Source organism: Amycolatopsis sp. VS8301801F10 (assembly GCF_046195355.1).
In the GTDB taxonomy this organism is placed as follows: Bacteria; Actinomycetota; Actinomycetes; order Mycobacteriales; family Pseudonocardiaceae; genus Amycolatopsis.
In genome coordinates, this window is the sequence record NZ_CP176065.1 from 4,968,658 (window position 1) to 4,993,024 (window position 24,367).

Consider the following 24,367-nt stretch of genomic DNA (forward strand, 5'->3'; position numbering starts at 1 on the left):
ACCGATGACCGAGCGGGACGACATCATCGCGCGGCTGACCGCGCCGGGCGCGGAGTTCGAGATCCGGGCGGAGCCGGTGGCGGGCCGTCCGGCGAGAGTGTTCGCGCGGCGGCATCGGTGCCTGACCGAATTGCTCGAGGCCTCGCGTGCGTTCGGCGATCGCGAGTATCTGGTCACTGTGGACAGTCGGCTCACTTTTTCCCAGCATTACCGCCAAGTCGCGGTGCTGGCTTCGGTGCTGCGGACCGAGTACGGGGTCGGGCGCGGGGACCGGGTCGGATTGTGCGCGGCGAACTGTCCGGAGTGGATAGTCGCGTTCTGGGCGGCGGTGTCGCTCGGCGCGATCGCGGTCGGGATGAACTCGATGTGGGCCGCGCCGGAGGTCGCGCACGGCGTCGACCTGACCACGCCGAAGGTCGTGCTGACCGACGCGGCCCGGAAACCGCTGGTCCCGGACCGGTATCCGGTGCTGGGATTCGGCAGCCCGGAATACCGGGAACTCCTCGGCCGCCACGAAGGCGCGCAGCTGCGGCCGGAGCCGGTCGACGAGGACGATCCGGCCGTCGTCCTTTTCACGAGCGGCACCTCCGGCCGTCCGAAGGGCGCGACGCATTCGCATCGCAATGTAATCGCGGCGGTCTGGTTTCACCTGTTCAACGACGCTCTGGCGGCGGAGTTCGGCCGTCCGGCGCGGGACCGCCGATTCCTGCTGGCCACCCCGTTGTTCCACATCGCCGCCTTGCACAACCTCGCGGTCGTGCGGCTCGCGGTGGGCGACACCGCCGTGCTGTACCAAGGGAAATTCGACATCCACCGTGTGCTGGACCTCGTGCAGGCCGAGCGGATCACCAACTGGGGCGCGGTGCCGACGATGCTGTCCCGCCTGGTCGAGGCCGATCTTTCCGGGTACGACCTCAGCTCGCTCAAGACGGTTTCGGTCAGCAGCGCGCCGTCGACCGCCGAGCTGAAGGCCCGGCTGCGGGACGCGCTTCCCGGCGCGGCCGCCTCGCTGAGCACGAACTACGGCCTGACCGAGTCGTCCACCGCGGCCACCCTCGCCACCCCCGCCGAACTCGTCGCCGACCCGGACACCGCGGGCCGTCCCGTGCCGAACATGGAAGTGCAGATCCGCGACCCCGAAGGCCGCCCGGTCCCGGACGGCACCGACGGCGAGATCCACCTCCGCGGCCCGCAGGTGATGCTGGGCTACTACAACGACCCGGCCGCGACGGCCGCCGCGTTCACCGAGGACGGCTGGTTCCGGACCGGCGACCTCGGCCGGCTGCGCGACGGTGCGCTGTTCGTGCGGAGCAGGCGAAGCGATCTGATCCTGCGCGGAGCGGAGAACGTTTATCCGGCGGAGGTGGAAGAACAGCTCGCCGGGCACCCCGGAGTCGCCGAATGCGTCGTGGCCGGACTGCCCGACGCGGACTACGGCCAGATCGTGGCCGCGAAGGTCGTGGTGCGCCCCGGGTCCGAAGTGGACGCGGACGAGCTGCGGGACTATCTCGGCGACCGGCTCGCCCGGTACAAGGTCCCGACGGCCTGGTTCCTGACCCGGGATCCGCTGCCGCGCAACGCGACGGGCAAGGTGGTCCGGCGGCGGGTGCGGTGGGAGTAGCAGGCCGGGAGCGGTGGTTCCGGCGAGGACCGGAGCGGACGCTCGCGAGCCGTCCGCCCGCGAGGTGCTCGACCTGGAGCACCGGGTACCGGCGCGGCCGCGAGACCCAGCAGCTGCGCCCGGTCACTGAGGATGGCGTCGTCAACGCAGTGGATTACGCCGGATTCCTTGCCGCGCAACCGGATCCCGGTACGAAATGCGTCTGGCTTCCCCGAGGATCACTGAGGCGGAAGCCCCTGCGCGATCCCGGCGAACACCTCGCGCAGCGTCGCCGGAACGGACTTCTCCAGGCTCTCGTCCAGAAACCGGTTCAGCACCGCGGTCATCGCGGCGATCGCGACGTCGGACACCAGCTGCGGGTACAGTTCGCCGACCCGGGTGCCGGTGCGGTCGGCGATCGCCTTGACCAGGTCGCGGGTGTCCACGCGGGCCAATGCGGTGCGCATCTCCGGCGTCGCGCTCCACGCCTGCACCGCGCTGAGCTGGTCGGAGGCCGGCTGCCCGTACGGCACCCCGTCGGCGCGCAGCGGTTCGATGAGCGCCTCGGCGAGCGCGGTCCACAGCGGTTCTTCCGGCGGGCGCTGCCGCAGCAGTTCCGCGCTGAGCCGGATCCGGTGTTCCTGCCGGTAGGCGACCGCGTCGTACTTCGTGGCGAAGTAGTTGCTGAACGTCCGAAGCGACACCCCGGCGCGTTCCGCGATGTCCTCGCGGACGACGTTGTCTGGACCTCTCTCGTACATCAGCGCCACGGCGGCGTCGCTCAGCGCTTTGCGCGTGTCGAGCTTCTTGCGTTCTCGCAAGCCGAGCGGTCGTTGGTCAGCCATGCCGACCACGGTATCCAATTGCCCGCCGCATTCGCCGGGCCGACCGGTTTCGTTATGGACGGGGGCCGCGCGGGAACTGTTCGACGGCGGTGTCCAGGAGCCCGTCGAGTAATTCCGGCGGAACGCGGTCGCCGTTGGCCGGCGTCGCGGTGGACAATCTCCGAAGAACCGCCCGGAGTGCGGTTTCCGTCGACCGGATCGGCCTGCTGGTTCAGCCTGCGCCGGTTTCGGCGAGGAACGCGGTCAGTTCCTTGGCCAGCCGTTCCGGCTGGTCCTCGGGGATCAGGGTGCCGCTGTCCGGGATCTCGACGAGGCGGCCGTCCGGGAACAGTTCGGCGAGCCGTCGCCCGTGGTCGGCGGGCATCATCCGGTCCTTGCCCGCCCAGACGACCAGGACCGGCCGCTCGTACGTCCGCAGCCGCCCGGTCCATTCGAGCAGCACCCGCCGCGGCGGGCTGCCGGTGGCGAACTTGACCATGTCCCGGCGGATTGCCTTGTCCCGCAACGCCGGAGCGAACCAGCCTTCGAGAACGTCGTCGGGAATCCGGCTCTCGCACATCCCGCCGTACGCGGCCTTGGCGTGCCGGTAGAACGAGGTCCGGGTGGCTTGGGCGTGCAGCCACGGTCCGCCGGGGAGCCGGAGCAGGCGGACGGCCAGTCGCGCCGGTTTGGGCGGGAAATTGTCGAACGCCTCGCACGCGACCAGCGCGAGCCGTCCGACGCGGGCGACGTGCTCGGCCGGCGCCAGCCCGTCGGCGACGAGGAATTGGCCGCCGCCCCAGTCGTTGAGCACGACAGTCGCGTCGCGGAGGTCGAGTGCGGCGAGGAATTCGCCGAGCAGCCGCGCGACGCCGAACTGGGTCAGGTCCGCGTCCGGCCGCATCGGGGCGAGGTGAGCGCCGAGCGGCAGGGTGGGCAGGACGCAGCGGCAACCGTCCAGCAAGGGGACGACCTTGCGCCATTGCGTGCCGGACATCGGGAACCCGTGCCCGAACACGAGGACCGGGCCGGAGCCGCCGGTGTCGGTGTAGTCGATCGGCCCGGCGGACAGTTCCACGCGCGGCATCGGACCTCCTCGGGTCTCGCGACTAGAGCGATCGCTCTAGTCGCGAGGTTAGGCCGGTCCGGACCGGCCGGTCAAGCAGGTTCCGGCTCAGGCGCCGCTGAACACCACGCGGTTTCCGTCCGGGTCCGCGAGCGGCAGAATGCGCGCGCCGCCGCCGGGGCGCGGTCCGTCGTGGGCGATCCCGGCCTTCGTCGCCCGCGCGGCGACCGCGTCGAGATCCGTTTCCTCGAAGACGACCGTCGACCGCCCGGCTCGCCCGGGTTCGGACCACACCTGCAGGCCGAATGTGTCGCCGAGGCGCCATTCCAGCAGTCCGGCCATGGGGCGGGCGTCGGGACCGCGCTCGAACAGCGCGGCGTACCACTCCTCGGCGCGCGCGAGGTCGGAGACGGTGCACTGGGCGAGTACTCGACGGATCATGGCTTCCCCTTTGAAGTGATTGCGAACTGCAAGCGCTGCCAGGAGACCACGAGTGCTGGCGAAGTGCAAGCACTTGCCGCGTCCACCCTGTTCAGCGGGTTATTATGAGCAAAAGCTCACCGCTGCCGAGGAGGCTCGCGATGCCCGGAAAGCGGCTCCAGCCGCGCAAGGAACCCCAGCAGGTGCGCGGCGAACTGACCCGCCAGCGGATCCTCGCGGCCGCCGCGCAGGTCTTCGCCGAGCAGGGCTACGCCGCGGGCACCACGAACCGCATCGCGGAGCGGGCGCGGGTGTCGATCGGGTCGCTGTATCAGTACTACCCCAACAAAGACGCCATCCTCGTCGCGCTGACGGCGCGGCATCTCGACGCCGGCGCGGAAACCCTGCGCCGGCACCGGGAAACCACCGGGCCGCCGACGACGCTCGAGGACGCGCTCCGCGAAATCGTGCACGCGGCGGTCCAGAACCACCTCGACGATCCGCAACTGCTGCGCGTGATGGCCGAACAAGCCCCGCGCTCCGCGGAATTGCTGGAGCAGGTCGCCCGGTACGAGGAGGAGCAGATCGCCTATGTGCGCGGGCTGCTCGAGCGCTCCCCGGAAGCGCACGTGTCCAATGTGGACATGGCGGCGCGGCTCGTGGTGAACACGGTGGAACTGCTCGTGCACAAGCTGATCGCCGGGCCGGAGCCGCTCGATCTTCCCGCGTTCGAGGACGAGCTGACGGCCATGCTGACCCGGTACGCGACCGCGGGCTCCAGGCGGAGCAACGGAGTGGGCCGCCCGGTCGGCTGAGCGCGCGGCGGCCGGTTGTCAAGTGGCGGACATCACTGCGGACGTCGTGATCGATCCGGCTGCCGATCCGCGGCCGGGCCCGCAGCGGCGGCGGCCGAGGCCCGGCGGGGCGGTTCAACCGGGTAGTCGGCGGTTTCCCGGCCCAGTGCCGCGGCCCCGGGGGCAGCGCGGGGGATCCGGCAGCCGCGATCGCCCGCGGCTATGACCGTGATCTCGTCGCGCTCGCCGCCGAAAAAGGGGCTCCGGTTGGCTGCCGGAGGCCGGGCGGCATGGGAGTATCCAGCGCATCTGTACCTGAAGCGGGCGAAGTCGGACCAGGTGGCGACCCAAAACGCCGTCAGGCCCGGCCGGCGGATCTTCCGCGAACGAGCGGGAAGGAGACGGCATGCTGATCGGGGTGCTCAAGGAGGCCCAGCCGGGGGAGACGCGCGTCGCGGCGACTCCGGAGACGGTGGGCAAGCTGCGCGGGCTGGGCTATGAGGTCGCGGTGGAGCCGGGCGCGGGTTTGTTGTCGGGGTTTTTTGACGAGGCGTATGCGGAGGCTGGTGCGGCGGTCGGGTCGATTGCCGAGGCGGACATCGTGTTCGGGGTGAATGCGCCGTCGTCGTCGCAGTTGGATGCGGTGAAGTCGGGTGGGACGGTGGTGAGTTTGCTGGCTCCGGCGTTGAGGCCGGAGTTGGTGGAGGATTTGGCGCGGCGGCCGGTCACGGCGTTGGCGATGGACGCGGTGCCGCGGATCTCGCGGGCGCAGTCGCTGGATGTGCTCAGCTCGATGGCGAATATCGCGGGGTATCGGGCGGTGGTGGAGGCGGCGCACACGTTCGGGCGGTTCTTCACCGGGCAGGTGACCGCGGCGGGGAAGGTGAACCCGGCGAAGGTGCTGGTGGTGGGCGCGGGTGTGGCGGGGTTGGCGGCGATCGGGGCGGCGGGGTCGCTGGGTGCGATTGTGCGGGCGACGGACCCGCGCCCGGAGGTCGCGGATCAGGTGAAGAGCCTGGGCGGGGAGTATCTGTCCATCGAGGACCCGAACGCCGAAGTCTCCGCCACGGGATACGCGAAGGAGATGGGCGAGGACTACAAGGCGCGCGAGAAAGAGCTGTATGCGGCGCAGTGTCGCGAGGTCGACATCATCGTGACGACGGCGTTGATCCCGGGGCGTCCGGCGCCGCGGATTATCACCGGCGAGATGGTGGCGTCGATGAAGCCGGGTTCGGTCATTGTGGACATGGCGGCGGCGAACGGCGGGAACGTCGAGGGTTCGGTCGCCGGGGAAAGCATCGTCACCGACAACGGCGTGACGATCCTCGGTTACACCGACCTCGCCGGGCGGCTTCCGGCGCAGGCGTCGCAGCTGTACGGCACCAACTTGGTGAACCTGATGAAGCTGATGACGCCGGAGAAGGACGGCCGGCTGGTGGTCGATTTCGAGGATGTGGTGGTCCGGTCGATCACGGTCGTGCGCAACGGCGAGTTGACGTGGCCGCCGCCTCCGGTGCAGGTCTCCGCGGCGCCGCAGAAACCCGCGGCGGTGGTGAAGAAGGAGGAGCCGGAGAAGCAGCCGATGTCCTCCGGTCGCAGGCTCGGGGTCGTCTTGGGGATCGCGGCGGTGGTGCTGGTGCTGGCGGCGTTGGCTCCAGCGGCCCTGTTGCCGCATGTGACGGTGTTCGCGTTGGCGATCGTGATCGGCTATTACGTGATCGGGCATGTGCATCACGCGTTGCACACGCCGTTGATGTCGGTGACGAACGCGATTTCCGGGATCATCGTCGTGGGCGCGCTGCTGAACCTGGTCAGCGGCAACACAGTCGTCGTCGTGCTGGCGGCGGTGGCGACCTTGCTGGCGACGATCAACATTTTCGGCGGCTTCGCGGTGACCCGCCGGATGCTCGCCATGTTCTCCCGCAGCTGACCACGGAAGGCCTCTTTTCAGATGACTGTGCACACTGCCAGCCAGGCCGCCTACATCGTGGCCGGGCTGTTGTTCATTCTCGCCCTCGCCGGACTGTCCCGGCACGAAACCGCCCGGGTCGGGAACTATTTCGGGATCGCCGGGATGGTGGTCGCGTTGATCGCGACGATCGCCCAGGCTGTCACCGGCGAGATCACCGGGACGTCGGTCGCGTTGATGATCGTCGCGATGGTCATCGGCGCGGGGATCGGGCTGCGGCGGGCGGCCGTGGTCGAGATGACCGGGATGCCCGAGCTGATCGCCCTGCTGCACTCGTTCGTCGGTCTCGCCGCCGTCCTGGTCGGCTGGAACGGCTACCTGCAGGTCGAGTGCGACCCCGCGGGTGGGGAAGCCCAGCACTTGGATTCCTTGGGCACGTTGGGGATTCACCACGCTGAGGTGTTCATCGGGGTGTTCATCGGGGCGGTGACGTTCACCGGGTCGATCGTGGCGAACCTGAAGCTGTCGGCGAAGATGAAGTCCGCGCCGTTGATGCTGCCCGGCAAGAACGTCCTCAACCTCGGCGCGCTGGTGTTGTTCGTGGCGTTCACCGCGTGGTTCGTGGTCAGCCCGGCGTTGTGGCTGCTGATCGTCGTCACCGTCCTCGCGCTCGCGCTGGGGTGGCATCTGGTCGCCTCGATCGGCGGCGGGGACATGCCGGTGGTCGTCTCGATGCTGAACAGCTACAGCGGTTGGGCGGCGGCGGCGTCGGGGTTCCTGCTGGAGAACGACCTGTTGATCATCACCGGCGCGCTGGTCGGTTCGTCGGGTGCGTATCTGTCTTACATCATGTGCAAGGCGATGAACCGGTCGTTCATCTCGGTGATCGCGGGCGGGTTCGGGATCGAGGCCGGACCGTCCGGGGACAAGGATTACGGGGAGCACCGGGAAATCACCGCGGAGGGCGCGGCGGAGCTGCTCACCGGGGCGTCCAAGGTGATCATCACGCCGGGCTACGGGATGGCGGTCGCGCAGGCCCAGTACGGGGTCGCGGAACTGACCCGGAAACTGCGCGACAAGGGCATCGACGTCCGGTTCGGCATCCACCCCGTCGCCGGACGCCTCCCGGGCCACATGAACGTGCTCCTCGCGGAAGCCAAGGTGCCGTATGACATCGTGCTGGAACTGGACGAGATCAACGACGACTTCGCCGACACCGACGTCGTCCTCGTCATCGGCGCCAACGACACCGTCAACCCCGCCGCGGCCGAAGACCCGGGCAGCCCCATCGCCGGAATGCCCGTCCTCACCGTCTGGGAAGCGGAGAACGTGATCGTGTTCAAACGCTCCATGGCCTCCGGCTACGCGGGCGTGCAGAACCCCCTGTTCTTCCGCGACAACTCCGCCATGCTCTTCGGCGACGCCAAAGACCGCGTCAACGACATCCTCTCCGCGCTGTGAACCAGGAGAAACGCATGAAAGCCGTACACATCAAGGATCTCGAAGGCCCGTCGACCGTTTCCGTGGTCGAAGCCGAGGCCCCCGCGCGCGGCGCCGACCAGGTGCTGATCGACGTGCACGCGGCCGGAGTGTCCTTTCCGGACTTGCTGCAGACGCGCGGGCTGTACCAGGTGAAACCGGAGCTGCCGTTCGTCCCGGGCGCGGAGGTCGCCGGGGTGGTGGCGGAGGCTCCGGACGGCGCGGCGGTCAAGGCCGGGGACCGGGTCGCGGCGCTGCCGTTCCTCGGCGGGTTCGCCGAGCAGGTCGCGTGCGCGGCGGACGCGGTCTTCCCGATCCCGGACGACCTGGCCTTCGACCAGGCGGCGGCGATTCCGTTCAACTACCTGACCGCGCACTTCGCGCTGTGCCGCCGCGGCCGGATGGCGGCCGGGGAAACGGTGCTGGTGCACGGCGCGGCCGGCGGGGTCGGGACGGCGGTCATCCAGGTCGCGAAGGCGTTCGGCGCGGGCAAGGTGCTCGGCGTGGTGTCGACGCCGGAGAAGGGCGAGGCGGCGGTCGCGGCCGGGGCGGACGAGTACGTGCTGGCGGACGGGTTCAAGGACGCGGTGAAGGCGGCGACCGGCGGCCGCGGCGTCGACGTGATCGCGGACGTCGTCGGCGGCGACCGGTTCACCGATTCGCTGCGCTGCCTCGCCGCGGATGGGCGGATGCTGGTCATCGGGTTCACCGGCGGGTCGATCCCGGAGGTGAAGGTGAACCGGCTGCTGCTCAACAACTTGGACGTCGTGGGCGTCGGGTGGGGCGCGTACGCGCTGCCGCGCCCGGGGTACCTGCGGGGACAGTGGGCGGAGCTGCTGCTGAAGCTGGCCGAGGGCGCGATCGTGCCGCCGCTGGGCGGGAGCTACCCGCTGGCGGAGGTGCGGGAGGCGCTGGAGGTCATCGAGAACCGGAAGGCGATGGGGAAGCTCATCCTGGCTGTCCGTCCCTAGTGGACTGACGCCGCGCGAGGCCCCGGGCGTCTCCGGCGGTGCATCGTCGGAGACGCTGGGCGGGGTGTCCATAGTGGACTAGCGGGCTGCGAGGTCTCTGGGTGCCGACGGCGCCCAGCAGGTCGAGGTCGGCACCGCCCGGCGGGGTGTGCTCGTGACCCCGTGAGTCCATAGTGGACTAGCGGGCTGCGAGGTCCTGGGTGCCGACGGCGCCCAGCAGGTCGAGGTCCGTGCTGCCCGGCGGGGCGGTAAACCACAGCAGGCGCTGGCCGCCGTCCTCGCTGAGCAGGTTCATGCAGTCGAGTTCGAGGACGCCGAGCGTCGGGTGCACGAGCCGTTTGCGGTCTGTGCGGCGGACGGCGACCTCGCGTTGTTCCCACAGGTACGCGAATTCCTCGCTGCGGGCGCGCAGCGTCGAGAGGAGTTCGCCGGCCAGGGCGTCGCGGCCGCGTTTGGCGAGCGCGGCGCGCAGGTCGGCGACGAAGACTCGCGATTGGTGCTCGTGTTCGTCCGGGTGGTAGCGCTGCCGCGCGGCCGGGTCGGTGAACCACTGGTAGACGAAGCTGGCCTGGACGCCGTCGCCGGGCGCGGGAGCGCCGAGGAGTGCCTCGGCGAGCCGGTTCTGCACGAGCGGGACGCTGAGGTCGGTCATCACCTGCGCCGGGGTCGCGGTCAGCTGCCCGAGGAGGTTGAGCAGGGCGGGCTGGACGTGCGCGCTGCCGCTCGACGCGGGCGGCAGCGGGCGGCCCGCCAGGTGGTAGAGGTGGTCGCGCTCGTCGCTGGTCAGCCGGAGCGCCCGGGCCAGCGCGGCGAGCATCTGCTCCGACGGCTGCGTGCCGCGGCCCTGCTCCAGCTGCCCGTAGTAGTCCACCGAAGCGCCGGCCAGGGTGGCGACCTCGTCGCGGCGCAGCCCGGGCACCCGGCGGCGCGGCCCGGCGGAGAGACCGACGTCCGCCGGGCCGATCCGGTCGCGCCGCGACTTGAGGTAGACGCCTAGTTCGCGCAGATCCATGCCGCCACTATGCCTCCGGGCCACCGGCCGCAGCCAGGCGTCGCCGGCACCACTCAGGCGACGCGGAGCAGCACCTTGCCCCGGGCGTGGCCTTCGCCGAGGTAGGCGAGCGCCGGTGCGCCGTCTGCCAGCGGATACGTCCGGTCGACGAGCACTTCCAGGCCCAAGTTCGCCACTTTCGCCAGCCGGGCCGCGTCCGAGGTGTGGAACACGAACTCGGCCCCCTCCGCCGGGGCCGGGGTGGTCACGACGAGCCCGCCCGGCTTCACGACCCGCCGCGACCGGGCCCCGACCTCGCCGCCGACGGTGTCGAGCACCACGTCGATTCCGCGGAGCCGGCGGTCGAACTCGGTCTTCCGGTAATCGAGGACCTCGTCGGCGCCGAGTTTTTCCGCGAGCGCGACGCCCGAACCGGACGCGGTGGCGACGACCCGGGCGCCGAGCAGGCGGGCGATCTGGACCGCGAAGCTGCCCACGCCACCGGCCGCGGCGTGCACGAGCACTGTCTGTCCGGAGTGGACGTTCGCGATCTCGGCCAGCGCCTGCCACGCGGTCGCGGCGGCGGTCGGGAGGCCGGCCGCGGTGTCCAGGCTGATCCGCGACGGGGCCGGGGCCAGCTGGCTGGCGTCGAGCACGATCTGCTCGGCGAAAGCGCCGCCGGTGCCGGGGTCGAGGCGGCCGATCACCGGGTCGCCGATCTGCCAGCCGGGGCCCGGGGCCGCGATTCGGCCGGAGAAATCGGTGCCCAGGACGTAGGGGAGGGTGACCGGGAAGAAATCGTGCATGGCGCCGGAGGCGATTTTGCGGTCCAGCGGGTTCACCGCCGCCGCCACGACATCGACCACGACCTGCCCCGGTCCCGGTGTGGGGGCGGGGAGGTCGGTGAGGGTGGCTTCGGTGCCGAAGCCGGTGAGGTGCAGTGCTTTCACGGGGTTCGCTCCAGTCCGGCCGCCGGGGTGCGGCCCTGGTGCCAGGGTGCGGCGGCCGGGGCCGGGGAGCTAGGCGGCGGTTGTCCTGGTGCCGGCGTCACCACCGAGCCGAGACGAACTCCGCGGCCTTGACCGACAACTGGGCGCCGCGCTGGAATTCCGCAGCGAAGGCGGAATCGCCGAGGGCAGCTCGGGCGGCTTCGGTGATCCGGTCGACGTCACCGCGTTCGGCAGGCGGGAGCGGCGCGCCGACACTGCGTCGCGCCGCGTCCGCCGCACCGAGCAACAACGCCGCGGTTTCCGGATCCGCCGTCCCCGCCAGCCCTTCCAACGACAGCGCGACCGCACGCGGTTCGTCCAGTTCCCGCGCGTATTCCAACCCCTGCCGGTGATATCTCTTCGCCTGCACCAGATCTCCGCGGAGTTCGGCGACGAAACCGAGTTCCGCATACAGCAAATGGTCGCCCGCCGTCGAGGACAGGCCGCGGTATTCGTCGCGGATCCGGGTCAGCCGGCGTTCGGCGGCATCGAGGTCGCCGGAGCGGCGGGCACCCAGCGCCAGGCCCATTTCGGCGTGGATGCGGCCGTAGGTGTAGCCGTGGTCGGCCGCGATGCGGAGGGCTTGTTCGTGCAGGTCGCGGGCTCGGTCCCAGTCGCGTTCGAGCAGTGCCAGGCGGCCGAGGCCGGACAGTCTCGCGGACACTTCCGCTCGCAAGTCCAGTTCGCGCGCGATGGCGAGTCCCTCGTGCTGGCGGCGCGCGGCTTCGGCGTAGTCGCCCCTGATTTCCGCGAGCGCGGCCAGCGGCGGGATGGTCTGCATCTCGCCCCACCGGTCGCCGAGGCGGCGGAAGATCTCGGCGCTGCGCAGGCCGTCCCGGTCGAGTCCGGCGAGATCGCCGCGGACCAGGCTGAGCATCGCTCGCAAGCCGAGCGCCGCGGCGACACCCCATTCGTCGGCCTCGGCCGTCGCCAGGGCGAGGGCGCGTTCGTTGGTTTCGTGGCTGGCGGCGACCTCGCCGACGCTGAACAGGCTGTAGGCGCGCAGCCACAGCGCCCGGGCGCTGTCCGGGGAATCCGGCGGGGCAGGTTCGCCGGTCAGCAGGGCGAACGATCCATTGAGGACAGTGAGGTCCGGATTCGGCCCGGCGGCCCGCAAAACGGCGGACAGCATCCGGCGGCCTTCGGTGAGCCTGCCGCGCAGCAGCCACCACCAGGACAACGCCTTGGCGAGCCGTACTGCCTCGGCGGGCGACCGGGAGATCGCCTCGTCCAAGGCCGCGCGCAGGTTGCCCGCTTCGATGTCCAGCCGGGCCAGCCACACCCGCTGCTCGGCGCCGTGCAAGCGGGCGTTCTCGGCGATTCGCAGGTAATGCCGCAGATGTCGGCTACGGGTGGCAGCCGGATCCGCCAGCCGCTCGACGGCATACGCGGCAACGGATTCCAGCAGCCGGTACCGAATCCCGGCCGGTCCGTTGGCGACCGACACGAGCGACCGGTCGACCAGCCGCAGCACGAGATCGACCACGTCGCCGTCGCCCGCGCAGACGGCTTCGGCGGCGGCGAGATCGAAACTGTCCCGGTGGACGGCCAGTCTGCTGAGGACAGTCCGCTCCGGATCGCTGAGCAGGTCCCAGCTCCAGTCGAGCACCGCGCGCAGGGTCTGCTGCCGCGCCGGAGCGCCGCGCGACCCTCGGGTCAGGACGGCGAACCGGTCGTTGAGCCGGGCCGCCAGTTCCCGCACGCCCAGACCGCGGACGCGGGTGGCCGCCAGTTCCAGCGCGAGCGGAAGACCGTCGAGGCGGCGGCAGATCTCGGCGATCGTGCCGGCGTCGCCCGCGAAATCCGGGGCGGCGGCGGTGGCGCGTTCGGTGAACAGCCGGACGGCGTCCGCGGGCGGCAGCGGTTCGACGGCGAACACGGTCTCGCCCGGCAGGCCTAGCGGTTCCTGGCTGGTGGCGAGAACGCGCAGGTCGCGAGTGGTGCGGAGGAGTGCTTCGACGAGTTCGGCGGCGGCTTCGACGACGTGTTCGCAGTTGTCCAGGACGAGCAGCGTCCGCCGGTCGCGCAGGGCCGCGGCGAGGCGTTGGACCGGCGACGCGGAGTCGGCCGAGTCGCGGATTCCGAGGACGGCGGCGACCGTTTCGGCGAGGTCGGCCGCGGAACCGCGCACGCCCGCGAATTCGACCAGCCACACGCCGTCCGGTGCGGTGCGGGGAGAACTTGCCGCGGCCACCGCGAGCCGCGACTTCCCGACTCCGCCCGGACCGGTCAGCGTCACCAGCCTTGCCGACAGCCCGGTCAGCCGGGCAAGCGCTTCTTCCCGGCCGATCAGCGGGGTCAACGGGAGGGGGAGGTTGCCGCGCGGTTCGGCGCCGAGTTCCTGCCGCAGCAGCGATTCGTACAGCGCGCGCAGCTCCGGGCTCGGGTCGACGCCCAGCTCCTCGGCGAGCCGGGTGCGAAGTTCGGTATACGAGGCAAGGGCTTCGCTCTGCCGTCCGCGCAGGTACAGCGCGCGCATCTGCGCGGCCCGCAAGCCTTCGCGGAGCGGATGCCGCGCGATGACGTCCGCCAGGTCGTCCGCGGCGGAGTAGTCGCCTGCTTCGACCTGGGCTGCGGCTTGTTCCTCCACTGCGGACAGACGCAGCTCGGACAACCGATGCGCGGCGGGCCGGGCGAATTCCTCGTCGGCGAAGTCGGCGAACGGCTCGCCTCGCCAGAGGGCCAACGCCTCGGCGAAGCGGGCCGCGCGGGCGTGGGGGTCGGCTGTCGCGCGAGCCTGGGCGACGAGCTTTCGGAACTCAGCGGCGTCGGAGTGCTCGATCCGCAGCCGGTACCCCGCGGGTTGCCGCTCGATGCTTTCGCGGCCCACGATCCGGCGCAGCTGCGACACCTTGGCTTGCAACGCGCCCGCCGGTTTGCCCGGCGGACGGTCGCCCCAGAGGTCTTCGACGAGCCGGTCCGGGGCGACCGGTCCGCCGTCGTGGGCCAGGAGCGTCGCGAGCAGGGCCCGCACCTTCGCCTCGGGCACGGTGACCAGCGCGCCTGTCTCGTCCCACACCGCGAGCGGGCCGAGCACCCCGAACCGCATGCGTCGCTCCCGTTCGCGCCGTCAGACCACCGTCAGCCGATCGTAAGCGTTCCCGAAGGCCCGGTCCGCAGAGTGGGCGCATGAGCAACACCTCAGTCTCCGTCGCGCCCACCCAGCGGCTTCCGCTCTTCGCACTGCTGTCCCTCGCCACCGCGGTGTTCATCACCAGCCTCACCGAAACGCTGCCCGCCGGCCTGCTGCCCGCGATGAGCGGCTCGCTCGGCGTCAGCGAATCCGCGACCGGGCAGACCGTCACGGTCTACGCGCTGGGCACCGTGCTGACCGCGATCCCGCTGTCCACGGCCACCGCGGGCTGGCGGCGCAAACGGCTGCTGCTGACCTCGATGGCCGGATTCGCCGTGGCCAACACCGTCACCGCCGTGTCGTCGGAGTACAGCCTGACGATGGTGGCGCGGTTCGTCGCGGGCGTCGCGGCCGGTCTCGCGTGGGCGCTGCTGGCCGGATACGCCCGCCGTCTGGTGGCGCCCGTGCTGCAGGGCCGTGCCATTGCAATCGCCATGGCTGGTATCCCAGTGGCGCTGTGCCTCGGCGTGCCCGCCGGGACCTTCCTCGGCCAGCTCGCCGGCTGGCGCACCGCGTTCCTCGCCATGACCGGGCTCACGCTGGTGCTGCTGGCGTGGATCACCGCGGCGGTGCCGGACTTCCCCGGCCAGGCCGGGGGTGCGCGGCCGAAGATGCTGCCCGCCTTGCGGATCCCGGGAGTCGCCGCGGTCCTGTTCGTCACGCTGGTGTTCGTGCTGGCGCACACCGTGCTGTACGCCTACCTCGCCACCTACCTCACCGGCCTCGGCATGGGCGACGACACCGACCTGGTCCTGCTGACCTTCGGTCTCGCGTCGATCGTGAGCATCTGGATCGTCGGCGCGCAGATCCACCGGCGGCTGCGGCTGCTCATGGTCGTCAGCTCGCTGCTGGTCGCCGTCGCCGCGGCTCTGCTCGCGACCGAGCCCGCGCTGGTCTACGCGGCCGCCGCGCTGTGGGGCCTCGGCTGGGGCGGGGTGCCGACCCTGCTGCAGACGGCGGCGGGCGAGGCGGGCGGCGCGTCCGCGGACCCGGTCCAGGCGATGCTCGTCACGCTGTGGAACGCCGCGATGGCCGGCGGCGGCGTCGTCGGCGGGGTGCTGCTCGACGCGGCGGGCAGCGGTTCGTTCCCGTGGGCGGTGCTGGTGCTGATGGCACCGGTGCTGGCGGTCGTCTTGGCCGCGCGACGGCACGGCTTCCCGGCGCGGGGCGCTTGACGCCGCTGTCCCGGGCGATCTTGGACGGAACCGTGCCAGAGCCGAGTCCGGGGTGGACACCACGGCCGTCGGGTCACTGGCCCTGGCGGTTGTCCTGCTGATCGCGTTCGGGACGGGGGAGAGCCGGACCGCTCCTGCCGGTGGCCGTCCTCCGGTGCCCGGGCGTCGGCTACGGGAACGTTGCCGCGTTGTTCCTCTTCGGCGGGCTGTACGGGCAGAACGTCTTGGGCCATTCGTCGCTGGTCGCCGGGCTGGTGCTGGTGGGCATCGGGTGGGCCAGGTCCTCGGCGACAGCTTCGGGCCGAGGCTCCTGGCGGTTCCGCCGCGCACGATGCTCGGGGCGGCGCTGCCCGGGCCACGCAGAGCCAGCAAAATCGGCATGGCGATCGGAATCCCGTTGCTGAGCGCGGTTTTCACGACCGTCACCACGGGCGAGCTGAAGGGTATCCGCACCGCGGTCGGGGTCGACGCGCTCGCGCTGATCGCCGCCGGCACCTTCGCCTTGCTGCGCAGGGAAAATCGCTAAATCCTCTTCGTCAGGTAAACCGCCCCGCGAATGTGCTTCCCGAGCGTGTTCGCGGGCGGTTCCGTCACCTGGTACCCGGCGCGGCGGTACATCGTCAGGTTCCGCTCGCTGCCCGCCCCGGTGTAGAGCACCAGGCTCGCGGCCTGCGGCGGGGCCTGCCGTTCGGCGTAGCTCAGCAGCCACCGGCCGACGCCCTGCCCGGCGAGGTCGGGCGCGACCATCAAGCGGCCGATCTCCCAGCGGTCCTCCTCGAGGTGCGCGCGCACGGCGGCGACCAGCCGCCCGCCGATCCGGACTGTCCACACGCGAGTGGTCTCGATCCAGCCGCGCACGGTGTCCAGGTCCTCGTGCAGGGCGGGGACGTCGAAGGTGTCGTTGACGATCGCCTGCGGGACCCAGCAGCATCGTTGCAGCACCAGGAGTTCGGCGGCGTCGGACGGCTGGGCTTCGGACAGCTGGGCATCGGCGAGCGGCAAGGCGGCGAGGTCGGTCACGTCTCTTGATCTTGCGCGCCGCCGCGGCCGCTGTCCACCGAATATCCGAGCCTCCGTTGCGCGAGTTCGGCCAGCAGCGTGGCGCCGTCGGGGAGAACGGCGTCGTCGAATTCGGCGTCCGGCGCGTGATTTCCCGGTGCGGTCGCGGGATCGCGGCCGGGCGGGCAGGCTCCGACGCTGGTCATCACTCCGGGGACGGCGGCCAGGACCCGGCCGATGTCGTCGGACACCAGTGCGGGTCGGGTGGTGCGGACGAACCGCTCCGGGCCGAAGACGTCGTGCACGGTGTCGCGCACGAAATCCGCTTCGCCGGCGTGGTTCACCGTCGCCGGATAGCCGGGCCGATAGGCGGTCTCGGCACGGATTCCGTGGGCCTGCGCGACACCGTGCGCGGCGCGTTCCACTGCGGCGGCGAGCCGGTCGAGCGTTTCGTCGGACATCGCCCGGAGCGTCGCGTCGAGCTGAGCCTCGGCGGGGATGATCGTCGCCTGCGTTCCGGCGTGGACGCTGCCGACGGTCAGGACCACGGGTTCCTGGACGTCGAACTCCCGGTTGACCACCGCATACAGCGCGGTGATCAGGGCACCGGCCGCGGGCACCGGATCGGCGGCGCGGTGCGGCCAGGCCCCGTGCCCGCCCCGGCCGCGCAAGGTGATCGTGACACTGCCGGACGCGGCGAGCGCGGGACCGGCAGTGTTCGCGAAGGCGCCCAGCGGAGACGAAGCGGCGGAGTGCAGCGCGTAGGCGGCGATCGGTTTGCTGCCGGTCGCGTCGAGGAGACCTTCTTCGAGCATGTGCCGCGCTCCGTAGTGCCCCTCCTCGCCGGGCTGGAACATGAGCAGCACGTCGCCCGCCAGCCGGTCCCGGCGGGCAGACAGCAACCGCGCCGCGCCGACCAGCATCGCCGCGTGCTGGTCGTGCCCGCAGACATGCCGCGGCCCGCCGGGGAACGGCAATGCGTCGAGGTCGGCACGCAGCAGCACAGTGGGGCCGGGGGACCCGCCGCGCACGATCCCCACCACGGAGCTGAGCGCGTCGCCGAGACGGATTTCGAGCGGTAATCCGTCGAGGGCGGAGAGGACGGTTTCCTGGGTGCGCGGCAGGTGCAACCCGACTTCCGGGGTCGCGCGGAGGCGGGCTCGGAGCTGAGGCAGCTCGAGGTCCCGGGCCGCCGGCGCACTCATCCGCGCAGCTCCGGCAGGATCGTTTCGCCGACCCGGTAAGCCTCTTCCAGCAACGGATTCCCGGACAGGATGAACACGTCGACCCCGAGATCGCGGAATTCCGCCAGCCGCTCCAGCACCTGTTCCGTGCTGCCGACCACCGCGGTGCCCGGGCCCGGACGGAACAGGCCCATGCCCGGCCACAGGTTGGGATGCTCCTCGAGTTCCCGTGCGCGGGCCGGGACGACGCCGCCGTGCTGGCGGAACTGGCGGCGCCAGCCTTCGCCGTCGTTGGCGGCCGCGTCGCCGAGCATGCGTTCGTAGGTGCTGGTGCTCGTCACGTCGAGGAGCCGGTCGGCGGCGGCCCACGCTTCTTCCTCGGTGTCCCGGACGATCAGGTGCAGCCGCAGGCCGAGCCGGAGTTCGCGGCCGTGCGCGGCGGCTCGCTCGCGGACCCGCTCCAGCTTTTCCTTGAGCAGGTGCGGAGGCTCGCCCCAGGTCAGGTACACGTCGACGTGCTCGGCGGCCATCTCGATGCCGGCCGGGGAGGAGCCGCCGAACCACAGCGGGACGTGCGTGCCGCCGTCCGGGACCAGCTCGCGCAGTCCCTGTCCGGCGCCGGTGAGTTCGTAGAACCGTCCTTTGTGGTCGAACGTCTCCCCGGCGATGAGGCGTTTGACCAGCGACCAGTATTCGGCGCTGAGCGCGTACCGCTCGTCGTGTTCCAGCTGCAGCCCGGCCTGCCGCAGCGCGGGGGTGGAGCCGTTGACCACGTTGAAGCGCAGCCGGTCCCGGCCGAAGAGCTGTTCGAAGGTCAACGCCATTTTCGCCAGCTGGGTCGGCGAAATCAGGCCGGGATGCACGGCGAGCAACGGTTTGAAGGACGGCCGGGTGACCGCGGCGAGCGCGCTGGCGAGCGGCCACACGTCGTAGAGGTCGGTGGCGAACAGCGCTCCGTCGAAGCCGATGCGGTCGACCGCGGTGCCGAGCTGCTGGAGATATGTCAGATCGACTTCGCGGCGTCCTTCGGGCTCCCACGGATAGGCGCCTTCGCGGGGGATGAGATACCACAGGATTTCGGTCACGATATCAACCCTTCACGCCGAGTGCCGCCGCGACGGCCTGGTCCAGTCCCGGGTGCCGGATCTGGGCGACCTCGATCGGTTTCGCCAGGAACCCGGCCTTCGCCAGAATGTCGGCGGCTTCCTGCTGCTCGGCGAGGAAGGCGTCGCTCACCGGCTCGAGTTGCCATGGCAGCACGGCCAGTGCGGCATGCCAATCCTCGGCGCTGCCATCTAGATCGCGGGCGGTGAAGTCCGCTGCTTCGGTCAGGTGCCGGGCAACCCAGTCGTCGGCCTGCTGCAGTGCTTTCACGACGGTGCCGACGATTTCGGGCCGCGTGTCGGCGAAGTCGCGGCGGGTGAAGAACACCGAGCGGTCCGCGATCACGTCTCCGGCTTCGCTCAGCGTGCGCCCGACACCGGTGCGACGGGCGGCGGACAGTTCCGCGCCTTGCGCCACCCACGCGGCGATGCGGCCGTCGCGGAGGTCGTCGGCGGAGGACGGTCCGGCTCGGCGCGCGGTGATGTCCTGTCCGTAGTCGAGTCCGTGGCTGCTCAGGAGCTTGCTGACGAAATGGGTCTGCCACGAGCCGATCGCGAGGTCGACGGTCTGGCCCTTCAGGTCCGCCGCCGTCTGGATGTCTTCGCGCACCAGCAGCGCGCCGTGCCCCGGCCGAGGCGCGGAGACGGCGGCGTAGACGAGGTCGTGGCCGTCGGCCTGGGCGGAAAGCGGAGGGGTCGAACCGGTGCCGCCGAAGTCGATCCGGCGGCCGGCGAGCGCGGCCGCGGTGTCGAGCCCGCCGACCCGGTGCCATTCGGCCTGCTCGCCGAGCGGCTCCAGCAGCTTTTCGAGGAATCCCAGCCGGGACAGGTGATACAGCGACGGGTTGTGCGGGTGGACTCCGATGTGGACAGTCATGGCGAGGTCTCCTCGAGCGAGTGCACGCCCAGGTCGGCGAGCAGGCGGGAACGGAGGGCGGCGAAAGCGGGATCGGCCGGGTCGCGGGGCCGGTCGAGAGCGACGCGTTCGTCGGTGATCAAGCGTCCTTGGCGCAGGACGCCGATGCGGTCGGCAAGCCGGATGGCTTCGTCGACGTCGTAGGTGACCAGCAGGACGGCTGGCCGGTGCACGCGGCACAGCTGTTCGACGAGGTCTTGCATCCGCAGCCGGGTCAGCGCGTCAAGCGCGGCGAACGGTTCGTCGAGCAGCAGCAGTTCGGGTTCGCGGACGAGGGCGCGGGCCAGCGCGACCCGCTGCGCCTCGCCGCCGGACAGGGTTGCGGGCCAGGCGTCGGCGTGGTCGGCGAGCCCGACCTCGGTGAGTGCGTCCAGCCCGGTCCGGCGGGTGGTACTGCCGCGCGGCATCCCGACCGTGACATTCGCCAGCACCCGTTTTGACGGCACCAGCCGGGGCTCCTGAAATACCACCGTGCGGATCTGAGGTACCAACACCGTGCCGCCGTCGGCGCGGTCGAGGCCGGCCAGCAACCGCAGCAGGGTCGTTTTCCCGCTGCCGCTGGCACCCAGCAGCGCGAAGAACTCGCCGCGCTGGATGTCGAGGTCGAGGCTGTCCAGCACCGCGCGGTCGCCGAACCGCCGTTCGAGCGCGCGCAGGTGCACGGCCGCCGCGTTCACCGGGCGCCCCGTCCGACGGTCCGCCACGGCATGACCAGCCGCTCCAGCAGCCGGACCGCGCCGTCGGCGAGCAGGCCGATCACCGCGTAGATCAGGATGCAGACGGTCAGCACGTCGGTGCGCGAGTACTCCTGCGCGGTCGACATCAGGTAGCCGATGCCCGCCGTCGAGTTGATCTCCTCGGCGGCGATGAGCGCGATCACGCTGAGCGTCATCGACAACCGCAGCCCGGACAGCAGCGACGGCAACGCGCCCGGGAGCACCACTTCCCGCACGAGAGCCAGCCGGCCCATGCCGAACGTCCGCATCGCTTCGAGAAGGCCGCGGTCGGCGTTGCGCACTCCGCCGGAAGTGGAGACATACATGGGAAAACTCGTCGCCACCGCGATCAGCACGACGCGCGCGGTCTCGCCGATCCCGAACCACACCATGAACAACGGGACCAGCGACAGGAACGGAACGGTGCGCAGCAATTGCACGGACGAGTCGAGCAATTCCTCGCCCAGCCGGGAAAAACCGGTGAGGACGCCGAGCGAGAGGCCGACGAGCACTCCGATGGCCAGCCCGGCTCCGGCGCGGGCGAGCGAGACTTCCAGTGCGTCGCCGAGCTGTCCGCTGGTCCACAGTTCGCCCACCGCGGCCAGGACTTGGCCGGGCGAGGCGAGCAGCGTCGGGCTGAGCAGACCGGTGGCCGACCCGGTGACCCAGGCGAGCAGCAGCACCAGCGGGCCGACGACGCGCAGGGCGAGCCGCAGTCCGCGGCGCCGGGTGCGGGTGGCGGGCGCGTCCGGGGTGACGAGCCCGGCCGTCGACGCGACGGATATTTCGGTCGCCGCGGTCACTTCGGGCTCCCGGGCAAGGAGTTCACGTCGATGACGTACGGCTTGACGTCGAAGAAACCATTGGTGATGTGCTGCTCGGCGAAGAATCGCGCGACGTTGTGGAAGCGGTCGAGTTCCGCCGCGCCGATCGGGGAAGTCGGGGTCAGCGCTTTGTTGATCGACTCCGCGACCTTTTTCTGTTCCGGGGAAAGAGCTTCCGGTCCCGTGGTGGTCTTGACGTTCAGGAACGCGCCCGGATCCTGCTGCTGCCGCTGTCCGGCGCCACGCAGATAATCGTACAGCGCGCGCACGATTTCCGGGTGCTGCTCGGCGAATCCGGTGCGCACCGCCCAGACCGCGTAGTTCTCCGAGCCGACCTGGCCGCCGGTCACGAGGAACCGGGCGCCGCCGTCGGCCAGGCGCGGAACCGAGAACTGCGCCCAGGTCGACCAGGCGTCGACCTGGCCGGACGCGAACAGCGGCGCGACCTGGCCGGGCTGCAGATACACTCGCTGCACCGAATCGATCGGCACGTTCGCCTGCCGCAACGCTTGCAGCAACAGGTATTCGCTCGTTCCGCCGTGCCAGACCGCCACCTTTTTGCCGGCGAGATCCCGCACGTTCTTGATGGGCGAATCGTTCTTGACGAGAATGCCTTCGCCGAGTTTGTCCGGCTGGGTAGCGGAAAAGAGCTTGAAACCGGGATTCTGCGCGAGCGCCGCCGTCGCCGAAGTGATAGAACCGGAGGCGAAGTCGAGCGCGTTCGCGTCGAGCTGTTGTGCGGCTGGCGCGAACGGTCCGGCGGTGCCGGTCCATTCGACCGAGGCGTGCACCTTCGCGAGTGCGGCGGCCAGCGAACCGTCTTTGCGGCCCACCGCGAGCAGGCCGGAGTTGCTGTCATCGGGGATGCGGACCTTCACGGTGCCCGCGTCGGCCGCGCTCGACGAGCAGGCTGCGACGCCGGCGAAGGCGAGGACCGCGGCGGCGGCCAGGGCGAGGGAACGGATTCTCATGGTCGGGCTCCGGGGGAGATCGAAGGTACGGGCGGAGTCGCGCGCCGGTCGACGAGCGCGCGGGCGGCGAGCAGCGGTTCGGGGGCGGCCCAGGCGGACACGTCCACCGGACGTTCGAGGAAACCTTGCTGCCGCAGGAAAAGTTCTTGCTGTTCGAGAAAGGAAAGCCGTTCGCCGGACAGCGAGAGGCCGAGGTTCGCCGCGGTTTCGGGGCGGTACGCACCGGTGACGCCTTCGGCGCCCGCGCCGGTCTCGCTTTGTAATATCCGAGCGACGTCCTCTGGTCGATCAGCTGCCCATGCGGCGGATTCCAGCAGCAGGGCCAGGAATCGGGTCACGACGTCCGGGTGCTCGTCGAGCAGTCGCTGGTGGACGGTCACCGGTCGCGGAGTGCCGTTGTTGACCCGGGCGCGGCGGTCCGGCACGGCGTCGAGATCGATCGCGACCTTGGCCCCGAACCTGCGGGCGGTTTCGACTGCGACCGCACCCTTGACGTAAACGGCATCGACGACGCCGTCCCGCAACGCGGCCAGCTCGCCTTCCCATTGCCCGATCGGCGAACCGGGCACGTCGACCAGGTGGGCGTCGGCGAGGGTGAGTCCGGCGAGCGACAGCGCTCCGGCGTGGCCGTGCAACGCCATCGCCCGCCAGAAGTCGATCGCGATTTCGTGCCGGGGCACGGCGAGCCGGAGCCCGCGCAACTGTGCGGGTTCGGCGACCGGACTGTCCGCGCGCACCAGGATGCTTTGGCGTTCTTCAATCCAGGTCAACGCGATCAGCCGGGTCTCGACGCCGCGCGAACGGGCCCAGAGCGCCGGCACGTTGCCGCCCTCGCGGAACAGGCCGGGCAGTTCGTGGGTGAAGTGCGCGTCCCGCTGGTCGGCGGGCAGATCTTGCAACGCGCGCACGCGGATGCCGTCCGGGGCGAACTCGCGGGCCAGCTCGCCGCGGTCGGCGGCGATCCCGGTCGCGGTCGGGACGGGACAGCGGGTGAACCAGATTTCCGGCAGGGCGGGCACAGTTTCTCCAGCGGGTGGGGAGGGGAGACGGCCGAGACCGTCGCACGAGCCGTGCCGGGCCGACAATATTTTCCACATCATGAGAGATCTGGTGGCCGCTACTGGTACTAGCCGACTGATTCTGTGCGAGACTTGCCACATGGTGAGCAAAGCCGGTAACGCGGAGGCAGTGCCCGCCGGAGCGCAGGCGGTGACCAGGGCACTGGGCATGCTGCAGTGCTTCCGGGACAACCCGGGCGATCTCAGCGTCTCCGACCTGGCGCGGCGGATGAACCTCTCGGTCTCGACCGCGCACCGGATCGCCCGCACCCTGGCCGCGACGGGTTTCCTGGCGCTGGCCGAGGGCAGCCTGCGCTACCGGCTCGGACCCGCGGTCGCGGAACTCGGGCAGCTTTCCCTTTACCAGCGCGGAATCCACCTCGCCGCGGACGAACTCGCCGAGGTCGCCAAGGCCACCGGCACCACCGCGGACCTGGCCATCCGCAACGGCACGGACGCGGTGATCCTGGCCGGATCGAGCGTCGCGCTGACCGCCGGGCTCGGCCTGCGCCGCCCGCTGCACTCGACGGCGCTGGGGAAGGTCCTCCTCGCCTGGGCGCCGCCGGGCGAGGACGACTTGGACGCCCTGCCGCCGCTGACGGCCTACACCGAGCGCACGATCACCGACAAAGCTGACCTGCTCGACGAACTGGACCGCGTCCGTGCGAATGGCTACGCGCTGAACGACGGGGAGTCGGCATTCGGGGTCCGCACGATCGCGGTGCCGGTGCTGCGCGCTTCGGGGCACGTGCACGCGGCGCTGGCGCTTCGGTCCACTTCGGACACGTTGACGGATGACCGGTTGCCGTGGTTCCTTTCGCGGGCGCAGCGGTGCGCGGATGCGTTGGCGGTGTTGTTGCTGGAGCCGGGGCAGCGGTATTGAGGGATTGAGATATCCGTCTGCTGAGCTGTTGGACGGCCAGAGTGCTCCTGGTATTGCACGGCGCGACGCTGGTGCCACCTTGGCTTGGAACGGCTCTGGCACCGCGCGTTTTACGTGTGCTGCGCGGGAGGTTGATGCTGCTGCCGGGGCTGGGACAGAGATATCAGTCCTCTGAATTGTTCGACGCCGTGGCGGTCCTGGTATTGCACGGCGCGACGCTGGTGTCACTTCGGCCTGGGGCGGCTCTGGTGCCGCGCGATTTCCTTGTGCTGCGCGAGATGTCGATGCAGTGCTGCCGCCGGAGCTAGTGCAGAGATATCAGTCCTCTGAATTGTTGGACGGCCGTGGCGGTCCTGGTATTG

General features: G+C 70.8%; 22 protein-coding genes. 8 read left to right on the forward strand and 14 right to left on the reverse strand.

Annotation, left to right across the window (positions count from 1 at the left end; translation table 11 throughout):
• The first annotated feature begins 4 nt into the window (after positions 1–4).
• Positions 5–1,621, forward strand: coding sequence for a class I adenylate-forming enzyme family protein (locus F9C11_RS23620; protein WP_409179536.1), 1,617 nt, complete (start codon positions 5–7; stop codon positions 1,619–1,621).
• Between the two features lie 218 nt (positions 1,622–1,839).
• Here F9C11_RS23620 and F9C11_RS23625 read toward each other — a convergent pair whose 3' ends face one another.
• From F9C11_RS23625 to F9C11_RS23635, 3 genes are all read right to left on the reverse strand, one after another.
• The gene (locus F9C11_RS23625) at positions 1,840–2,445 is read right to left on the reverse strand and encodes a TetR/AcrR family transcriptional regulator (RefSeq protein WP_409179537.1); all 606 of its coding nucleotides are present in this window, start codon (positions 2,443–2,445) and stop codon (positions 1,840–1,842) included.
• Between the two features lie 211 nt (positions 2,446–2,656).
• Complete coding sequence (locus tag F9C11_RS23630; RefSeq protein ID WP_409179538.1) at positions 2,657–3,511, reverse strand: alpha/beta fold hydrolase; 855 nt, start codon at positions 3,509–3,511, stop codon at positions 2,657–2,659.
• Positions 3,512–3,598: 87 nt separating this feature from the next.
• Positions 3,599–3,931, reverse strand: coding sequence for a VOC family protein (locus F9C11_RS23635; protein ID WP_409179539.1), 333 nt, complete (start codon positions 3,929–3,931; stop codon positions 3,599–3,601).
• A 140-nt stretch (positions 3,932–4,071) separates the two neighbouring features.
• Between F9C11_RS23635 and F9C11_RS23640 the strand changes: the two genes are divergently transcribed.
• From F9C11_RS23640 to F9C11_RS23655, 4 genes are all read left to right on the forward strand, one after another.
• Positions 4,072–4,725, forward strand: coding sequence for a TetR/AcrR family transcriptional regulator (locus tag F9C11_RS23640; RefSeq protein WP_409179540.1), 654 nt, complete (start codon positions 4,072–4,074; stop codon positions 4,723–4,725).
• 385 nt (positions 4,726–5,110) lie between these two features.
• Positions 5,111–6,634 carry a Re/Si-specific NAD(P)(+) transhydrogenase subunit alpha gene (locus F9C11_RS23645; protein WP_409179541.1) on the forward strand — a complete coding sequence of 508 codons (1,524 nt, stop codon included), beginning with the start codon at positions 5,111–5,113 and terminating at the stop codon, positions 6,632–6,634.
• 21 nt (positions 6,635–6,655) lie between these two features.
• A complete protein-coding gene (gene pntB / locus F9C11_RS23650; RefSeq protein ID WP_409179542.1) occupies positions 6,656–8,074 on the forward strand; it encodes a Re/Si-specific NAD(P)(+) transhydrogenase subunit beta in 1,419 nt (472 codons plus the stop codon).
• Between the two features lie 14 nt (positions 8,075–8,088).
• Positions 8,089–9,063, forward strand: coding sequence for an NADPH:quinone oxidoreductase family protein (locus tag F9C11_RS23655; protein ID WP_409179543.1), 975 nt, complete (start codon positions 8,089–8,091; stop codon positions 9,061–9,063).
• Between the two features lie 178 nt (positions 9,064–9,241).
• Here the strand turns inward: F9C11_RS23655 and F9C11_RS23660 are convergent, their stop codons facing one another.
• From F9C11_RS23660 to F9C11_RS23670, 3 genes are all read right to left on the reverse strand, one after another.
• The gene (locus tag F9C11_RS23660) at positions 9,242–10,075 is read right to left on the reverse strand and encodes a helix-turn-helix domain-containing protein (protein WP_409179544.1); all 834 of its coding nucleotides are present in this window, start codon (positions 10,073–10,075) and stop codon (positions 9,242–9,244) included.
• Between the two features lie 53 nt (positions 10,076–10,128).
• Positions 10,129–11,004 carry an NADP-dependent oxidoreductase gene (locus tag F9C11_RS23665; RefSeq protein ID WP_409179545.1) on the reverse strand — a complete coding sequence of 292 codons (876 nt, stop codon included), beginning with the start codon at positions 11,002–11,004 and terminating at the stop codon, positions 10,129–10,131.
• A gap of 97 nt (positions 11,005–11,101) precedes the next feature.
• Complete coding sequence (locus F9C11_RS23670) at positions 11,102–14,092, reverse strand: BTAD domain-containing putative transcriptional regulator (RefSeq protein WP_409179546.1); 2,991 nt, start codon at positions 14,090–14,092, stop codon at positions 11,102–11,104.
• An 80-nt stretch (positions 14,093–14,172) separates the two neighbouring features.
• Here F9C11_RS23670 and F9C11_RS23675 point away from each other — a divergent pair, with 80 nt between their 5' ends.
• Both F9C11_RS23675 and F9C11_RS23680 read left to right on the forward strand, forming a co-directional pair.
• Positions 14,173–15,351, forward strand: a complete 1,179-nt coding sequence (locus F9C11_RS23675; protein WP_409179547.1) for an MFS transporter — start codon at positions 14,173–14,175, stop codon at positions 15,349–15,351.
• A 271-nt stretch (positions 15,352–15,622) separates the two neighbouring features.
• Positions 15,623–15,877 (forward strand): hypothetical protein, encoded by a 255-nt coding sequence (locus tag F9C11_RS23680; RefSeq protein WP_409179548.1) that lies wholly within the window; start codon positions 15,623–15,625, stop codon positions 15,875–15,877.
• Here F9C11_RS23680 and F9C11_RS23685 read toward each other — a convergent pair.
• Genes F9C11_RS23685 through F9C11_RS23720 form a run of 8 tightly spaced genes read right to left on the reverse strand, consistent with a single transcriptional unit; the run spans position 15,874 to position 23,083 of the window.
• Positions 15,874–16,371, reverse strand: coding sequence for a GNAT family N-acetyltransferase (locus tag F9C11_RS23685; RefSeq protein ID WP_409179549.1), 498 nt, complete (start codon positions 16,369–16,371; stop codon positions 15,874–15,876). The two genes, F9C11_RS23680 and F9C11_RS23685, sit on opposite strands and share 4 nt — an antisense overlap.
• Positions 16,368–17,555: a M20 family metallopeptidase gene (locus F9C11_RS23690; protein ID WP_409179550.1), complete on the reverse strand. Its 1,188-nt coding sequence runs from the start codon at positions 17,553–17,555 to the stop codon at positions 16,368–16,370. The genes F9C11_RS23685 and F9C11_RS23690 overlap by 4 nt, the downstream gene beginning before the upstream one ends.
• Positions 17,552–18,619, reverse strand: coding sequence for an LLM class flavin-dependent oxidoreductase (locus F9C11_RS23695; protein WP_409179551.1), 1,068 nt, complete (start codon positions 18,617–18,619; stop codon positions 17,552–17,554). The genes F9C11_RS23690 and F9C11_RS23695 overlap by 4 nt, the downstream gene beginning before the upstream one ends.
• Before the next feature lie 4 nt (positions 18,620–18,623).
• On the reverse strand, positions 18,624–19,514 hold the full coding sequence (locus F9C11_RS23700; RefSeq protein WP_409179552.1) for an ABC transporter substrate-binding protein: 891 nt from the start codon (positions 19,512–19,514) through the stop codon (positions 18,624–18,626).
• Positions 19,511–20,230, reverse strand: coding sequence for an ABC transporter ATP-binding protein (locus F9C11_RS23705; protein ID WP_409179553.1), 720 nt, complete (start codon positions 20,228–20,230; stop codon positions 19,511–19,513). The genes F9C11_RS23700 and F9C11_RS23705 overlap by 4 nt, the downstream gene beginning before the upstream one ends.
• Complete coding sequence (locus F9C11_RS23710; RefSeq protein ID WP_409179555.1) at positions 20,227–21,072, reverse strand: ABC transporter permease; 846 nt, start codon at positions 21,070–21,072, stop codon at positions 20,227–20,229. The genes F9C11_RS23705 and F9C11_RS23710 overlap by 4 nt, the downstream gene beginning before the upstream one ends.
• On the reverse strand, positions 21,069–22,064 hold the full coding sequence (locus tag F9C11_RS23715; RefSeq protein WP_409179556.1) for an NrtA/SsuA/CpmA family ABC transporter substrate-binding protein: 996 nt from the start codon (positions 22,062–22,064) through the stop codon (positions 21,069–21,071). Before F9C11_RS23715 ends, F9C11_RS23710 begins: the two co-directional genes overlap by 4 nt.
• Positions 22,061–23,083, reverse strand: a complete 1,023-nt coding sequence (locus F9C11_RS23720) for an ABC transporter substrate-binding protein (protein WP_409179557.1) — start codon at positions 23,081–23,083, stop codon at positions 22,061–22,063. The genes F9C11_RS23715 and F9C11_RS23720 overlap by 4 nt, the downstream gene beginning before the upstream one ends.
• Positions 23,084–23,222: 139 nt before the next feature.
• On the opposite strand from F9C11_RS23720, the gene F9C11_RS23725 reads away from it, so the two are divergent.
• Positions 23,223–24,005 carry an IclR family transcriptional regulator gene (locus F9C11_RS23725; protein ID WP_409179558.1) on the forward strand — a complete coding sequence of 261 codons (783 nt, stop codon included), beginning with the start codon at positions 23,223–23,225 and terminating at the stop codon, positions 24,003–24,005.
• The last annotated feature ends 362 nt before the right edge of the window (positions 24,006–24,367 follow it).

Bases quoted from the DNA above. Each gene is read 5' to 3' on its own strand.
- F9C11_RS23715 (WP_409179556.1), bottom strand. From the start codon at position 22,064: ATGAGAATCCGTTCCCTCGCCCTGGCCGCCGCCGCGGTCCTCGCCTTC.
- F9C11_RS23675 (WP_409179547.1), top strand. From the start codon at position 14,173: ATGAGCAACACCTCAGTCTCCGTCGCGCCCACCCAGCGGCTTCCGCTC.
- F9C11_RS23630 (WP_409179538.1), bottom strand. From the start codon at position 3,511: ATGCCGCGCGTGGAACTGTCCGCCGGGCCGATCGACTACACCGACACC.
- F9C11_RS23635 (WP_409179539.1), bottom strand. From the start codon at position 3,931: ATGATCCGTCGAGTACTCGCCCAGTGCACCGTCTCCGACCTCGCGCGC.
- F9C11_RS23640 (WP_409179540.1), top strand. From the start codon at position 4,072: ATGCCCGGAAAGCGGCTCCAGCCGCGCAAGGAACCCCAGCAGGTGCGC.
- F9C11_RS23645 (WP_409179541.1), top strand. From the start codon at position 5,111: ATGCTGATCGGGGTGCTCAAGGAGGCCCAGCCGGGGGAGACGCGCGTC.
- F9C11_RS23660 (WP_409179544.1), bottom strand. From the start codon at position 10,075: ATGGATCTGCGCGAACTAGGCGTCTACCTCAAGTCGCGGCGCGACCGG.
- F9C11_RS23620 (WP_409179536.1), top strand. From the start codon at position 5: ATGACCGAGCGGGACGACATCATCGCGCGGCTGACCGCGCCGGGCGCG.
- F9C11_RS23690 (WP_409179550.1), bottom strand. From the start codon at position 17,555: ATGAGTGCGCCGGCGGCCCGGGACCTCGAGCTGCCTCAGCTCCGAGCC.
- F9C11_RS23700 (WP_409179552.1), bottom strand. From the start codon at position 19,514: ATGACTGTCCACATCGGAGTCCACCCGCACAACCCGTCGCTGTATCAC.
- F9C11_RS23655 (WP_409179543.1), top strand. From the start codon at position 8,089: ATGAAAGCCGTACACATCAAGGATCTCGAAGGCCCGTCGACCGTTTCC.
- F9C11_RS23625 (WP_409179537.1), bottom strand. From the start codon at position 2,445: ATGGCTGACCAACGACCGCTCGGCTTGCGAGAACGCAAGAAGCTCGAC.
- pntB (WP_409179542.1), top strand. From the start codon at position 6,656: ATGACTGTGCACACTGCCAGCCAGGCCGCCTACATCGTGGCCGGGCTG.
- F9C11_RS23725 (WP_409179558.1), top strand. From the start codon at position 23,223: ATGGTGAGCAAAGCCGGTAACGCGGAGGCAGTGCCCGCCGGAGCGCAG.
- F9C11_RS23670 (WP_409179546.1), bottom strand. From the start codon at position 14,092: ATGCGGTTCGGGGTGCTCGGCCCGCTCGCGGTGTGGGACGAGACAGGC.